Genomic DNA, 13,496 nt, shown 5'->3' with positions numbered 1-13,496 from the left:
CTTCTCTTCCGGCGCGTTGTCGATCGAGTCGAACGAGCGGACCTGGATCTTCGGGTTCCGCTTCGCCAGCGTCATCGTGATCGCCGCCGTCAGCGTCGTCTTGCCGTGGTCCACGTGGCCGATCGTCCCCACGTTCACGTGGGGCTTCGTGCGCTCGAACTTTTCCTTCGCCATCTGATTCCCCTCCGGCGCGGCGCGCCTATGGGCGCAAGGGGCGGCCCGGCGTTGGCGCCGTCCACCCGGAAGAGCATGGAGCCCATGACCAGATTCGAACTGGTGACCTCCTCCTTACCAAGGAGGTGCTCTGCCAGCTGAGCTACATGGGCCCGTTTTGTTCGTCCACGAGCATTTGTCCAAGAACGACGGAGGGCGCCCGCCGGTCAGGCCCAGCCTTGCCTCCGCGAGTTGGAGCGGGAAACGGGACTCGAACCCGCGACCCTCAGCTTGGAAGGCTGATGCTCTACCAACTGAGCTATTCCCGCTTGGCGTCTCCTCGTTCTTTCCGCCGCCTCCGCGGCGTCCTGCGTCCTCGCTGTCGAGCGTATGGTGGAGGGGGAAGGATTCGAACCTTCGAAGGCATTAGCCGGCAGATTTACAGTCTGCTCCCTTTGACCGCTCGGGAACCCCTCCGAAATAGTCTCCCAAATACCGCTCTGCAACGAACGAAACCGGAGGCGGAATCCTCCCCGCCGCCGTTTCGGCTTCTTTTCCGCGGGGGCGGTTCGGTCCCGCCGCCTCCGTAATGCTTGGAGCTGGCGAAGGGATTCGAACCCCCGACCCGCTGATTACAAATCAGCCGCTCTACCTAGCTGAGCTACGCCAGCCCAGCGAAAGCGGGATGCTAGCAGCCGGACCCCCGACCGTCAAGCCTTGGCGCCGTTTTCGCCTCCGCGCTGGCGCGCCGTTTCGCCGAGGACGATCCCCACGGCGACGGAGACGTTGAGCGAGCCGACGAGTTCCCGCATCGGGATCGTCACGCGGGCCGCGCAGCGCTCCAGGACCGAGGGCCGGATCCCCTTTTCCTCGCCGCCGGCGACGAGGACGAGGGGACCGGTCAGCGTCGCCTTCCACGGCGGGACGCCGTCCCGGACGTCGAGGGCGACGATCTGGTACCCGGCGTCCTGCAGCCGCTCGAGCAACTGGCCGACGTTGCCGGCGCGGGCCACGGGGACGATCTCGATTCCGCCGGCCGCGGTGCGGGTGGCCGCCGGGGAGACGCCGACCGTCCGATGGCCGGGGAGGAAGACGCCGTCCACCCCCATCGCCGCCGCGGTCCGCAGGATCGCGCCGAGGTTCCGCGGATCCTGCACGCCGTCCACGACCAGCGCCAGGGCGTTTTCGGGCAGCTTGTCGATCAGCTCGTCCTCGCCGAGCAGTTCGGCGCCGGAGAGCTTCGCCGCGACCCCTTGGTGCTGCGCGCCGTCGGCGAGCCGGTCGAGCGCCTCCTTCGGCACCTGCTGGTACGGGACGTGGTGTTCCTCGGCCAGCTTGACCAGTTGCTGCGTGCGGTGGTCGCGCTGGCCGCGGGCGAGCAGCAGCCGCTCGATCTTGCGCGGATGGAGTTCGAAGGCGGTCCGGACCGGGTGGAACCCGACGACCACGCCCCGCACTTCCTCCGACTCTCCCTCGGTCTCGGCCGGCGCCTCGGAGCTTCGGCCGCGCGGCGCCGTCCCGGCCTCGACGTCCTCGACGCCCGCGCCGCTCTCGAGCTCCGCCTCTTCTTCCCATTCGGCGGCGCCGCCCGTCCACTCCGGCGGCTCCTCCGGAACCATCGCCTCGAGGTCGCGCCAGTCGGGCGACTCGTCGCGCCAGATCGGCTCTTCCGTCCGGCGCCCGCGCGCCGCCTGCGGCCGCGCGGCGCCGCGGTCGAAACCGCCGCCGCGTCCCTGATCCTTGCGGGGACCGCCGTGGGGACGCTTCTCGCCCCGCGGCGGGCGGCCGTAGGGACGGGCGCCCTGCGGGCGTTCTTCGTCGCGGCGCGGGCCGCCGTAAGGACGGTTCTCGTCCCGCGGCGGGCGGCCGTAGGAACGGGCGCCCTGCGGGCGTTCTTCGTCGCGGCGCGGGCCGCCGTAAGGCCGGCGATCGTCGCGGCGCGGGCCGGCGTAAGGGCGGCTCTCCTCGCGCGGCGGACGGCCGAAGCGGGCGCCCTGCGGACGCTCCTCGTCGCGGCGCGGCCCGTTGTAGGAACCCCTGTCGTCCCGCTGCGGGCGGCCGTACGGACGCGCACCCTGCGGACGATCGCCTTCGCGGCGCGGCCCGCCGTAAGGACGCGGGCCCTGCGGGCGCTCGCCGTCGCGGCTCGGCCCGCCGTACGGACGCGCGCCCTGCGGACGGTCGCCGTCGCGGCGCGGGCCGGCGTACGGACGCGCGCCCTGCGGACGATTGTCGTCGCGGCGCGGGCCGCCGAAAGGACGGCCGCCGCCCTCGCCTTCGCGAGGCGCTTCGTCCCCGCGGCGCTCGCGGCCCTTCATCTTCTCCCACGGCCGGTCGCGGCGCGGTCCGCTGTGTCCTCGCTGCCCATGCTTCATCGACGTGCCCTCGCGAGACGCTCCCGGCAGGAAGCGACGGCGACGCGCGCCCCCCCGGCGGAAGCGGCGCGGTCGAACAGAGGCGCCAGTTTCGCCAAGGCCGGCCCGTCACCGCTCCCCGTCAGCGCCAAGCGCAGGGGATGGTACAGCGCGGCGCGCTTCGCGCCCGTTTCGGCCGTCACCTTTCGCGCGATCTCGTTGATTTGGTCCGGGCCGAGCCCGGCCTCCGGCCACGCCGCGAGCCACGCGTCGAGCACGGCGGGCGCCGGCCCCTCCTCCCCCTCCGGCCAGCCCCCGGGCCACCCGGCGAGGCGCGCCGCGAGCTCGATCGCCGCGGCGATCGTCGTTTGCGAAAGGCAGCAGAGCGCCAGCAGTTCCGGCCACCATTCGGGATCGGCGTCGGGAGCGGCGAGGAACGCGTCGCGGTCGGCGCGGCCGCGCGCGCGGCGCGCCAACTCGTCCGCCGGCAACGCCCGCAGCCACGCCGCGGAGAGGTGCTCGAGCCGCGGTTGGTCGTGGACCGCGGCCGAGGTGTTGAGCCGCTCGAGCTCGAACGACGCGACGAGCCGCGGCCAAGGGTCGGTTCCCGGCTCGACCTCGGGCGGCGTCGCGCCGAGGTGGGCGAGGGCCAGCACGATCGCCTCGGGGGGATATCCCGCGTCGCGCACGGCGCCGACCGAGGAGTGCCCGTGACGCTTCGAGAGCGGCGTCCGGTCGGCCCCGAGGATCAGCGGCAGGTGGGCGTAGCGCGGGACCTCGCGCCCCAGCGCCTTGAGCATCTGCGCCTGCTTCCACGCGTTCGGCAGGTGGTCGTCGCCGCGCACGACGTGGGTGATCTTCTGGTCCGAGTCGTCCACGACGCTGGCGAAGAGGAAGTTGAACCGGCCGTCCGGACGCAGCACGACCGGATCGGGCGCCGGCGCGCCGGCGAAGTCGACGTGGCCGTGAAGCAGGTCGTCCACCGCGCGGTCGTCGTCGAGCAGGCGGAAGCGCCAGGCGGGTCGCTCGCCGGCGGCGATCCGGCGGGCGGCCTCGGCCTCGCCGAGCTCGCCGCAGCCGCCGGGGCAGCCGTGCTCGGCCTGCGCTCCGGCGGGGCAGAAGCAGGGGTAGACGCGGCCGGCCGCCTTCGCCTGCTCGAAGGCCGCCATCTGCCGTTCCGTGCGCTCGCTCTGCCGGTACGGCGGGAACGGGCCGCCGAGCCGCGGGCTCTCGTCGGGCACGATGCCGAGCCAGGCGAGGTCGGCCTCGAGGCGGTCTTCGGCCCCGGGCACGTTCCGTTCGAGGTCGGTGTCCTCGATCCGCAGGACGAAGACGCCGCCCGTCTTGCGGGCGAACAATGCGTTGACGAGCGCCGTGCGGGCGCCGCCGAGATGCAGCTCCCCTGTCGGCGAAGGGGCGAAACGAACCCGGACCGTCATGGCTCAACTCCCTGAGGGGCTCCACGATAGCAAGCGCGGCGATTCGGCGCTTGCCGGACGGCGGGGCGGCCGTCGCGGGCCGCGCGCCGGCCCGCGCGCGCCGGGGTGCGGCGGGCGGCGCGGTCGGCGAGAATCGGGGCGATGAACGACGACGCGGCCGGCGCCGCTTCCCCCGTTGAAATCGAGACGCTCGACGCGGCGGCCCTCGCCGCCGACGACGGGCTGTGGCGTCTCTACGACGCCGCATTCCCCGCCGACGAGCGGGAGCCGCGCGCGGTCGTCGTCCGCTCGCTGGAACTCGGCGTCGGGCTGGCCCTGCGGGCGCGGCGCGGCGAACGCACGGGCGGCCTCGCCCTCGCCCACCTGCTGCGCGACCCGGCGGCGGTCTTTCTCGTCTACCTCGCCGTCGATCCGGCCTCGCGCGGATGGGGAATCGGGCGGGCGCTCTTCGAGGAGACGTGGCGGCGCGGCGCGGAGCGCCTCCGCGCCGGGAAGCGGACGCCGCTCGGGCTGGTGTGGGAAGTGGACGAGCGAGAGGACGCCTCGGGCGCGGCCCGCGGCAGCCTCGCCGCGAGGACGGCGTTCTTCGCGCGCCAAGGCGGGGCGGCGCTGCCCGGACCGTACGTCCAGCCGCCGATCGCCGGGCCTGCGCCGATTCCGATGCGCCTCTTCTTCCGCGCGGCGCCGGGGACGCGCGGCCCGTTCGACCGCGCGTTCGCGCGGCGTCTGGCGCGGGCGATCCACCTCGAGAAGTACGGCGCGGTCAACGGCGTCGGCCGCGCGACGCTCGACGCGCTGCGCGACGAATCGTCCGACTGACCGCCGCGTCAGCGCGGCGTCGCGGCGCGCGGCGCGGAAGAGACTCAGCGGGGCGCGGGGGCGCGCGGCGCGACGACGGCGACGGCGTGGCAGGCGATCCCCTTCCCGCCCGCGAGCCCGCCGAGCCCTTCGGTCCGTTTTCCTTTGAGGCCGACGTTGTCCGCCGGAATCCCGAGCGCCGCGGCCAGCGCGGCCCGCACCTCGTCGCGCCGCGGCCCGATCTTCGGCGCGTCGCAGACGACGACCGCGTCCACCTGCAGCGGCGCGAAGCCGCGCTCGGCGAGGAAGGCGACGGTGCGCCGCACGAGATCGGGGCCCGGCGCGCCCTTCCAGCGCGGATCGGTGTCGGGGAAGAGCGTCCCGATGTCCCCCGCGGCGGCGGCGCCGAGCAGCGCGTCGCAGACCGCGTGGCTGAGCGCGTCCCCGTCGGAGTGGCCGACCGGGCCGAACTCCTCCGCGAGCACGACGCCGGCGAGCACGGTGGGCCGTCCCGCGGCGAACGGATGAACGTCCCAGCCGATCCCGGTGCGGGTCGCGGCCATCGTCGTCTCCCCCCGCGCGGCGAGGATCGCCTCGGCGCGGGCGAGGTCTCCCGGATAGGTGATCTTGAGGTTCTCCGGATCGCCCGGCACGAGCGCGACGCGCCGCCCGAAGCGGCGCGCGACCGTCCCGTCGTCCGGCGCGTCCCACGCCGGATCGGCCGCCTCGTGGGCGGCGAGCAGCAGCGCGCGCTCGAACCCCTGCGGCGTCTGCACGGCGTGGACGCCGGCGCGCGGCACTTCGTCGCCGACGAACCCGCCGTCGTCGCGGACCAGCGTGTCGGGAACCGGCGCCGCGGGGATCGCCGCGCCGTGAACGCGCGCCGCCTCGAGGACGCGCTCCGCCAGCGCGGGAGTCGCGAGGGCCCGCGCCGCGTCGTGGACCAGCACGTGCGCCGCCCCTTCGGCGGCCCGCGCGCCGTTCAGCACCGAATCGCGGCGCCGCGCGCCGCCGACGACGACAATCGGCTCGGCCGACGATCCGTCCGCGAAGCGCAGCGGCCCCGCCGCGGCCGCGGCGACCCGCGCGCCGTCGTCCCCCGGGGGGACGACGACGACCGCCGCGCCGACGCCCCGCGCCGCCGCGAGCGCCTCGAGCGAGCGGCGCACGAGCGGGCGGCCGCCGACCTCGACGAGCGCCTTGGGATAGCCGAAGCCGAGGCGCGTCCCCGATCCGGCGGCGAGCACGACCGCCGCCGCGAATTCTTCCCTCATCGTCCCTCCGCGAGGGGGCCATTCTAGCGCCGCCGCTTCGCGCGCCGCGTCGCCCGAAACGAAGCGAGGGCGCCCCGTTCGGGACGCCCTCGCGCAAAACGACAGCCGTCGGCCGGATCAGAACTCCATCAGTTCCTTTTCCTTGGCCTTGGCCAGATCCTCGATCTTCTTCGTGTGCTCGTCGGTGATCTTCTGCACCTTCTCGAGACCGCGCTTGCTGTCGTCCTCGCCGATCTCGCCGTCCTTCTGCAGTTCCTTCACCTCGTCGTTCGCCTCGCGGCGGATCTGGCGGACGGCGTTCTTTCCGTCCTCCGCGATCTGCCCGACCTTCTTGGCCAACTGCTTCCGGCGTTCCTCGGTGAGCGGCGGGATCGGGATCCGCACGACCTTGCCGTCGTTGCTCGGGTTGAGCCCGAGGTCGGCGGCCTTGATCGCCTTCTCCACGTCCTTGATCAGCGTCGGATCGAACGGCTGGGCGACGATCATCCCCGGATCGGGGACCGACAGCTTGCAGCACTGGCTGATCGGCGTCGGCGACCCGTAGTAGTCCACCGCGACCCGCTCGAGGATCGAGACGGACGCGCGTCCGGTGCGGAGCTGCGTCAGGTCGCGCTTCACCACGTCCAACGCCTGATCCATGCGCTTGATCGTGCCGGCGAAAAGCTCGTCGAGCATAGGCCTACTCCTTGACCTCGGTGCCGATCCGCTCGCCGCGCAGCAGGCGCACGATGTTCCCCTTGCGGCGCAGGTCGAAGACGACGATCGGCAGGCGGTTGTCCATGCAGAGGGAAATGGCGGTGCTGTCCATCACCTTGAGCCGGCGCTCCAGCACCTCCTGATGGGTCACGGTCTCGAAACGTACGGCGTTCGGGTCCAGCACCGGATCGCGGTCGTAGACGCCGTCCACCTTGGTCGCCTTGAGCAGCACCTCGGCGCGGAGCTCGATCGCGCGCAGCGCCGCGGCGGTGTCGGTGGTGAAGTACGGGTTTCCGGTCCCCGCGGCAAGCACGACGACGCGCCCCTTCTCCATGTGGCGCATCGCCTTGCGGCGCACGAACGGCTCGGCGATCTGGTTCATCTCCAGCGCGGAGAGCGCCCGGGTCGGCACGCCGATCTTCTCCAGCGAATCCTGCAGCGCCAGAGAGTTCATCACGGTGGCCAGCATGCCCATGTGGTCGCCGGTGACCCGGTCGAGCCCGCCGCGGGCGGCCGCGGCCACGCCGCGGAAGATGTTTCCGCCGCCGATGACGACGCCGAGCTGCACGCCGAGCTCGTGGACCTCGCGGATCTCGGCGGCCACCGACGACAGAACTTCCGGATCGATCCCGAACGACTGGGCGCCCATCAGCGCCTCGCCGCTGAGCTTGAGCAGCACGCGCCGCCAACGCGGCGCCGCGCCGAGATCGGGCTGAAGATCGTCCACGTCGCGCTCCTCGCGGAAAGCGGGCAAAAGGTTAACCCAAAACGGCGCCGCCGTCCCCGCGGAAAACGAAGGGGCGGACCGCATGGCCCGCCCCGATCGCCGTCCCCGCGGGGCGGAGGGTCAGAGAGCCTCGCCGAGCCCGTAGCGGGCGAAGCGCACGACCTTGATCGTCGCGCCGACCGCCTTGCCGGCCTTTTCGACGACCTCGCGCACCTTGACGTCCTGGTCCTTGATGAACAGCTGGTCCACCAGGCAGACGTCCTCGAAGAACTTGTTCAGCTTGCCCTCGATGATCTTCTCGATCACGTTGGCCGGCTTCCCGGAGTCCTTCAGCTGCTCGCGGTAGATTTCCTTTTCCTTCTCGATCGTCGCCGCGTCCACCTGCTCGCGGCGGACGAAGCGCGCCATCGCCGCGGCGACCTGCATCGCCAGGTCGTGGGCCAGCGCCTTGAACTCGTCCTTGGCGTAGGCCTCCGGCTTGTCGGCCTCGACCTCGATCAGCACGCCGACCCGGGCGCCCGGGTGGATGTAGCTGTGGACGTAGCCCTTCGGGGCCTCGAAGCGCGCGCAGCGCGAGATGCCCATGTTCTCGCCCAGCTTGCCGATCAGCTCGGCCAGCGCGTCCTGGACCTTCTTCGAGCCGTCGTTGATCCACGGCTGCGCGAGCAGCTCGGCCGCGTCCTTCGGCGCCTTCTGGTCGATCTGCGCCGCGACGCTCTTCACGAAGCCGAGGAAGTCGTCCGTCTTGGCGACGAAGTCGGTCTCGCAGTTGATCTCGGCCAGGGAGCCGACGCGGCAGTCGTCCCGCACGAGGGAGACGACGAGCCCTTCCTTCGTCTCGCGGCCGGCCTTCTTCGCCGCCTTGGAGAGCCCCTTCTTGCGCAGCAGGTCCGCCGCGGCCTCGAAGTCGCCGTTGGCTTCGGTCAGGGCTTCCTTGCAGTCCATCATTCCCGCGCCGGTCATGTCGCGGAGCTTCTTGACGTCCGATGCGCTCACCGCCATGGTCTCGATCCTCGCAAGCCAAAAACGGCCCCGGTGTCCCGGGGCCGTCGTCCGTTTCAGTTCCCCTCGCCGCCCTCGGGCGTACCGGCTTCCGGTTCCGCCGGCGGCGCGGGCCGCTCGCCTTCTTCGCGGCGGCGCCGCGGGCCGCGGTCGCCGCGCTCCGGACGCGCCGGGCGCTCGGGGCGCTCCGGACGTTCGGCGCGCTGCGAGCGCCAGATGTTGCGTCCCTCGATGATCGCGTCCGCCGCGCGCTGCGCGAACAGCTCGATCGAGCGGATCGCGTCGTCGTTGGCCGGAATCGGGAAGTCGATCACGGTCGGGTCGGCGTTGGTGTCGACGAGCCCGATCACCGGAATCCCGAGCTTGTTGGCTTCGGAGATGGCGATGTGCTCGCGGCCGGTGTCGACGATGAACAGGGCGTCCGGCCGGCGCTGGAGGTCCTTGATCCCTTCCAGCGTCTTCGCCAGGCGGGAGCGGTCCTTGGCCAGCGAGAGCCGTTCCTTCTTCGTCAGGTGGGCGAAGCGCTGGTCGGTCTCGAGGTTGTCGAGGCTGCGCATCTTTTCCACCGACCGCTTGACGGTCTGCCAGTTGGTCAGCAGCCCGCCGAGCCAGCGCTGGTGGATGTAGTGCATCTCGCAGCGCAGCGCCTCGCGGGCGATGATTTCCTGCGCCTGCCGCTTGGTGCCGACGAAGAGGACCGTCTTCCCCTCGGCGGCGAGGTTGCGCAGGAAGTCGACCGCCTCGTTGAAGAGGACGACCGTCTTCTGCAGGTCGATGATGTAGACGCCGCCGCGGAGCCCGAAGATGTAGGGCTTCATCGCGGGGTGCCAGCGCGACTTCTGGTGGCCGAAGTGGGCGCCGGCTTCAAGAAGCTCGCGCAGAGAAACCTGGACCGTGCTCGTTTCCACGAATACCTCCGGACGTCAGGCGGCCGCGCCTCCGCGGGCCACGCCGCCTTGGGTTGTCGCCGGAAGGGCGCGGGGCGGCCGGCAGGGCGGCCGCCCGTCGATCACCGCTTCGAGAACTGGAAGCGGGCGCGGGCGCCCTTCTGGCCGTATTTCTTGCGCTCGACCTCGCGGGCGTCGCGGGTGAGCAAACCTTCGACCTTCAGCTTGGAGCGGTTCGCCTGGTCGGCCTCGAGCAGGGCGCGCGCGATGCCGAGACGGAACGCGCCGGCCTGGCCCGTGAGGCCGCCGCCGGCGATGTTGGCGAGCACGTCGAACTTGCCGGCGTTCTCCGTCACGTCGAGCGGCTTCTGGATCATCATCCGCAGCACCGGCTGCGGGAAGTAGTCCTCGAAGGCGCGGCCATTGACCTTGAACTCGCCGGTCCCCGGGCGCAGGAAAACGCGCGCCACGGCTTCCTTCCGCCGCCCCGTGCCGTAGTACTGGGTCGTCTCCATCTCGAACCTCTGGCGGGTCGAACCTCCCGCCCCCGCGGCCGGCCACTCCGGCCCTTACGGTCAGCGGGCGCCGGCCAACTCGGCCACGGCGAGCGTCTTCGGCTGCTGGGCCTGATGCGGGTGTTCCGCGCCGCTGTAAACCTTCAGCTTGGTGAACATCTTCCGGCCCAGGCGGTTCTTGGGGAGCATCCCCTTGATCGCCAGCTCAACCGCGCGCTCGGGGCGCTCGGCGAGCATCGTGCGGGCCGGGATCTCCTTGAGGCCGCCGGGGTAGCCGCTGTGGCGGCGGTAGATCTTCTGGTCGAGCTTGCGCCCGGTCAGAACGACCTTGTCCGCGTTGACGACGACCACGAAGTCGCCGGCATCGAGGAACGGCGTGAACTGGGGCTTGTTCTTGCCCCGCAGAATCGCCGCGACGACCGAAGCCAACCGGCCGAGCGGAATGCCGGCCGCGTCGGCCACCCACCAGCCGTGCGGGATTTCATCCGGCGAAGGAACGTACGTCCTCATGGTCGATCCCTTCTTTCTGACGCGCGCTGCGCAAAAATAGCGTGGCCGCGCCTCCAGCGAGGCGCGCGAGCCGGAGGATGATGCCCGCCGCCGGCCCGCGTGTCAAATGCTATTTCCAGCTCCACTCGAGGAGCGCGGCCTCCCGCGCCCCTCCGATGCCGCCGTCGATCTTGTACTTCTCCGCGACGCGGATTCCGCGGACCAGCCGCCAGCCCCCGACGTAGGTGACTTCCTCGTCCGGCGCCCGCGCCGCGTCCTTGCCGTTGAACCAGAAGCGCATGGCCCGCGGAACGCGCGTCGCCGGGTCGAGCGCCAGTTGCAGCACCGACCCTTCGTCGAGTTCCACCCGCAGCCCGGGACAGGAAACGCCGTCCACGACGACGTCGTGCAGCGTCACCGGAATCACGCCGCGCGCGGCGGCGGCGGCGAAGACGACCGGCTCGCGGTAGACGAGAGCCGGAACGCGGTCTGCGTCCACGAGCGTCGCCGCGCCGGACGCGCCGGGGAGCTGGGCCTCCGCCCCCTCGTCCCCCGCCTTGGCCTTGAGCGTCCACTTCTTCGTCGACGCGGTGAACTGCGTTCCCTGGGCGCCCCCTTCGACCGTCAGCTCCAATCGCGACAGGCCGAGCGGCGTCTCCTCGCGGACGTCGTAGCGCGCGACGTACGCCGGCAGCGCGTCTTCCGCCGCCGCCCCGGCCAAGGCGACGTAGACCGCCTTGGCGGCGGCCACGGCGGCCGGATCGCTCGCCGGCCGCGGCGCCGACGAGGGCTCCTCGACGTTCAGCCGCGACCAGTCGAGACGGACCGCGCCCTTCAGCCCGTCGGCGGCCAGGAGATCGTCCGGCACGACGCCGACCACCGCCGCCGTCCGCCGATCGGGAGCGAGCACCCGCAACGCCGCCTGCCGCACGTCCACCGCGGTCACCGGGCGGTCCTGATCGGTCGGCGGCCACGCCCACGCCTCTTCGGCGACGAGCCGGCGCACCGTGGCGCCGGCGTCCGCGTTGCGGGCGGCGGCCTGTTCGTCGAGCCGCTGCCGCGCGCGGAAGACGCCGCCCTCCATCATCGGCAGCGCCCGGACCGAGGCGACCGTTCCGGCGAGGACCTGCCAGGCCGCGGCGGCCTGGGCCTTCGGCGCGCGCACCGCCATGCAGAGGTAGGCGCCCCCGCCCGGCGCGGCGTAGACGTCGACCGACGCGCCGGCGGCGCTGTTCAACGCCACGCGCAGCCGCTGCGGCAACGAGCCCGGCCCTTCGGCCAGACTCTCGAAGAAGACCGGCAACGCCGCCCCGAGGTCCACGACGTCCTCCGGCTGGACGCGGAAGGCGAGCGCCAGGCCGACTTCGTCGGCGTGGACGCTCGGGACCGGCGCCGGGAGGACCGCCGCCGGCGCGGCGGGGGTCTCGGGGGGCCGCCCTTCGGCCAGCACCCCGATCCGGTTTTCGAGCGCCGCGGCCAACCGGCCGGCCAGGCCGGCGGCGCCCGCGGCGCGGATCTCGATCGGACTGCGGCGGATCGCGGCGACGACGGCCGCCGCCCCGTCCCCGCCGCGGGGAACCGCCGCGCCCGCGTCGGCGTCCGCGCTCCAGGCGCCGAAGACGCCGGGGGCGGCCAAGGCCACGGCGGCGAAGCGGGCGCGGACCAGCGGATCGCTCCAGCGCTCGCTCCAGCGGGCGGCGCGGGCGTCGAGCGCCGCCTTTGCGCCGTCCGCGACCGAGGCCGGCGGCGAGGCGAGGCGCGCGAGAATCCGCTTCAGCCGATCCTCGTCCGGTCCGGGGAGCTGCGCCCCGACGGCCACGAAGCCGAGCCCCGGCTCGAAGATCGGGCGCACGTCCGGCTCGCCGGCGAGGGCGGCGTCGAGGGCCGTCTGCGCGGCCAGCGAAAGCGACCCGGCGGGGAGCGGACCATCGTCGGTCGCGACGGCGGGCCAGAGGACGACCCCCGCGATCTTCGAATCGACGACCACCGCCGACTGCGACGAGCCGCCGGGTCCCGCGGTCTCGATCGGCGGCGTCGCCGGCGGCTGGGCCGCCCACGCGAAGGCCGACGCGCCGAGCGCCAGCAGGGACGCGGCGACCCGCGTCATCGGCCCGTCCCGCGCCGGTCGGCGGCGAGGCGGCCGAGGGCGGCGATCATGTTCTCCGCCCGCTCGCGGTGCGATTCGGCGGTGTGTCCCGCGAGGTGCGGCGTCGGCAGGATCTTCGGGTGGCGGGGCGCCGCGGCGCCGGCCGGCGGCGGCTCCTCCGGCCAGACGTCGATCGCCGCGCCGTGCAGGCGTCCGGCGTCGAGCGCGCGGACGACCGCCGGCAGGTCGAGGACGGCGCCGCGGGCGGTGTTGACCACGACCGCTCCGCGCGGCAGCAGGTCGAGCCGTCGGGCGTCGATCATCCCCCGCGTCTCGTCGGTCAGCGGGCAATGCAGCGAGAGGGCGTCGAGCAGCGGCAGCATCTCGTCCAGCGAGCGGATCCGCTCCGCCCCCCGCGCCGCGAAGTCCGCGTCCGCGAGATACGGGTCGTAGGCCAGAACGCGCATCTCGAACGCCGCCGCGCGGCGGGCGACGCGCGAGCCGACGCGGCCGAGGCCGACGAGCCCCAGCGTCTTGCGCCGGATCTCGCGGTCGCGCAGCGTCTCGCGGTCCGGCCACGCCGCGACCCCGCCCCCGGCCCAGTAGCCGCGCACGTTGCGGAACAGCGCGAGGAGCGAGAGCAGCGTCAGTTCGGCGACCGACGTCGCGTTCCCCGGATCGACGCCGACGACGCGCACGCCGAGCTCGGCGGCGGCGGCGTGGTCGATGTTGTCGAGGCCGGCCGAAGCCTGCACGACCGCGGCGAGGCGCCCCGCCCCCGCGGCGAGCACTTCCCGCGTCGCCCGCTGCCAGGAGCGGACGATCAAGACGTCGGCGCCGCGCGCCGCGGCGGCCAGTTCGGGGCCGCGCAGGCCGGGATGGACGACGACTTCGACGCCCGGAACGGAGGCGATCGCCTCGGCCACGCCGGGGTCCGGCGGGGCGGCGAACGAGAAGACCAGCGGAGAGCGGGGGTTTTGGACCATGGCGACCGGATTGTAGCCCGGGCCCGGCGCCCGCCGCTCATTCCCGAGCGAAAGGGCAGAGACAGCGGCCGCGACCGGTGCTAAAAATGT

Annotated in this window: 13 protein-coding genes and 4 tRNA genes; 1 reads left to right on the top strand and 16 read right to left on the bottom strand. The window is 73.1% G+C overall.

Features of this window, described 5'->3' with window-relative positions; translation table 11 throughout:
- The 7 genes from LLG88_14695 to LLG88_14665 form a co-directional block, all read right to left on the bottom strand.
- A partial coding sequence (locus tag LLG88_14695; GenBank protein ID MCE5248153.1) for a GTP-binding protein occupies positions 1–174 on the bottom strand: 174 nt, incomplete at its 3' end.
- Between the two features lie 76 nt (positions 175–250).
- Positions 251–326, bottom strand: a tRNA-Thr gene (locus LLG88_14690).
- Between the two features lie 80 nt (positions 327–406).
- Positions 407–482 (bottom strand) — tRNA-Gly (locus LLG88_14685).
- Between the two features lie 62 nt (positions 483–544).
- Positions 545–630, bottom strand: a tRNA-Tyr gene (locus tag LLG88_14680).
- Between the two features lie 117 nt (positions 631–747).
- Positions 748–824, bottom strand: a tRNA-Thr gene (locus LLG88_14675).
- A gap of 39 nt (positions 825–863) precedes the next feature.
- Positions 864–2,528, bottom strand: coding sequence for a 23S rRNA (guanosine(2251)-2'-O)-methyltransferase RlmB (rlmB, locus tag LLG88_14670; protein ID MCE5248152.1), 1,665 nt, complete (start codon positions 2,526–2,528; stop codon positions 864–866).
- Positions 2,525–3,946 carry a glutamate--tRNA ligase gene (locus LLG88_14665; GenBank protein MCE5248151.1) on the bottom strand — a complete coding sequence of 474 codons (1,422 nt, stop codon included), beginning with the start codon at positions 3,944–3,946 and terminating at the stop codon, positions 2,525–2,527. The genes rlmB and LLG88_14665 overlap by 4 nt, the downstream gene beginning before the upstream one ends.
- Before the next feature lie 141 nt (positions 3,947–4,087).
- Here LLG88_14665 and LLG88_14660 point away from each other — a divergent pair, with 141 nt between their 5' ends.
- Positions 4,088–4,765 (top strand): hypothetical protein, encoded by a 678-nt coding sequence (locus LLG88_14660; GenBank protein ID MCE5248150.1) that lies wholly within the window; start codon positions 4,088–4,090, stop codon positions 4,763–4,765.
- A 44-nt stretch (positions 4,766–4,809) separates the two neighbouring features.
- Here the strand turns inward: LLG88_14660 and ispD are convergent, their stop codons facing one another.
- From ispD to LLG88_14615, 9 genes are all read right to left on the bottom strand, one after another.
- Entirely contained in the window at positions 4,810–6,018 is a 1,209-nt protein-coding gene (gene ispD / locus LLG88_14655; GenBank protein MCE5248149.1) for a 2-C-methyl-D-erythritol 4-phosphate cytidylyltransferase, read from the bottom strand.
- A gap of 117 nt (positions 6,019–6,135) precedes the next feature.
- Entirely contained in the window at positions 6,136–6,693 is a 558-nt protein-coding gene (gene frr / locus LLG88_14650; protein ID MCE5248148.1) for a ribosome recycling factor, read from the bottom strand.
- Between the two features lie 4 nt (positions 6,694–6,697).
- On the bottom strand, positions 6,698–7,441 hold the full coding sequence (pyrH, locus tag LLG88_14645; protein MCE5248147.1) for a UMP kinase: 744 nt from the start codon (positions 7,439–7,441) through the stop codon (positions 6,698–6,700).
- A gap of 120 nt (positions 7,442–7,561) precedes the next feature.
- Entirely contained in the window at positions 7,562–8,443 is an 882-nt protein-coding gene (gene tsf / locus LLG88_14640; protein MCE5248146.1) for a translation elongation factor Ts, read from the bottom strand.
- A 56-nt stretch (positions 8,444–8,499) separates the two neighbouring features.
- Positions 8,500–9,351 carry a 30S ribosomal protein S2 gene (rpsB, locus tag LLG88_14635; GenBank protein MCE5248145.1) on the bottom strand — a complete coding sequence of 284 codons (852 nt, stop codon included), beginning with the start codon at positions 9,349–9,351 and terminating at the stop codon, positions 8,500–8,502.
- A 101-nt stretch (positions 9,352–9,452) separates the two neighbouring features.
- Entirely contained in the window at positions 9,453–9,845 is a 393-nt protein-coding gene (rpsI, locus tag LLG88_14630) for a 30S ribosomal protein S9 (GenBank protein ID MCE5248144.1), read from the bottom strand.
- Positions 9,846–9,905: 60 nt separating this feature from the next.
- Positions 9,906–10,355, bottom strand: coding sequence for a 50S ribosomal protein L13 (gene rplM, locus LLG88_14625; protein MCE5248143.1), 450 nt, complete (start codon positions 10,353–10,355; stop codon positions 9,906–9,908).
- Between the two features lie 109 nt (positions 10,356–10,464).
- The gene (locus LLG88_14620; GenBank protein ID MCE5248142.1) at positions 10,465–12,441 is read right to left on the bottom strand and encodes a hypothetical protein; all 1,977 of its coding nucleotides are present in this window, start codon (positions 12,439–12,441) and stop codon (positions 10,465–10,467) included.
- Positions 12,438–13,406: a hypothetical protein gene (locus tag LLG88_14615; protein ID MCE5248141.1), complete on the bottom strand. Its 969-nt coding sequence runs from the start codon at positions 13,404–13,406 to the stop codon at positions 12,438–12,440. The genes LLG88_14620 and LLG88_14615 overlap by 4 nt, the downstream gene beginning before the upstream one ends.
- Between the last annotated feature and the right edge of the window lie 90 nt (positions 13,407–13,496).

The organism is bacterium (assembly GCA_021372775.1).
Classification (GTDB): domain Bacteria; phylum Acidobacteriota; class Polarisedimenticolia; order J045; family J045; genus JAJFTU01.
This window is presented reverse-complemented; position numbering and strand designations above follow the sequence as displayed.

Bases quoted from the DNA above. Each gene is read 5' to 3' on its own strand.
- rplM (MCE5248143.1), bottom strand. From the start codon at position 10,355: ATGAGGACGTACGTTCCTTCGCCGGATGAAATCCCGCACGGCTGGTGG.
- LLG88_14660 (MCE5248150.1), top strand. From the start codon at position 4,088: ATGAACGACGACGCGGCCGGCGCCGCTTCCCCCGTTGAAATCGAGACG.
- LLG88_14665 (MCE5248151.1), bottom strand. From the start codon at position 3,946: ATGACGGTCCGGGTTCGTTTCGCCCCTTCGCCGACAGGGGAGCTGCAT.
- frr (MCE5248148.1), bottom strand. From the start codon at position 6,693: ATGCTCGACGAGCTTTTCGCCGGCACGATCAAGCGCATGGATCAGGCG.
- rlmB (MCE5248152.1), bottom strand. From the start codon at position 2,528: ATGAAGCATGGGCAGCGAGGACACAGCGGACCGCGCCGCGACCGGCCG.
- tsf (MCE5248146.1), bottom strand. From the start codon at position 8,443: ATGGCGGTGAGCGCATCGGACGTCAAGAAGCTCCGCGACATGACCGGC.
- LLG88_14620 (MCE5248142.1), bottom strand. From the start codon at position 12,441: ATGACGCGGGTCGCCGCGTCCCTGCTGGCGCTCGGCGCGTCGGCCTTC.
- ispD (MCE5248149.1), bottom strand. From the start codon at position 6,018: ATGAGGGAAGAATTCGCGGCGGCGGTCGTGCTCGCCGCCGGATCGGGG.
- LLG88_14615 (MCE5248141.1), bottom strand. From the start codon at position 13,406: ATGGTCCAAAACCCCCGCTCTCCGCTGGTCTTCTCGTTCGCCGCCCCG.
- rpsI (MCE5248144.1), bottom strand. From the start codon at position 9,845: ATGGAGACGACCCAGTACTACGGCACGGGGCGGCGGAAGGAAGCCGTG.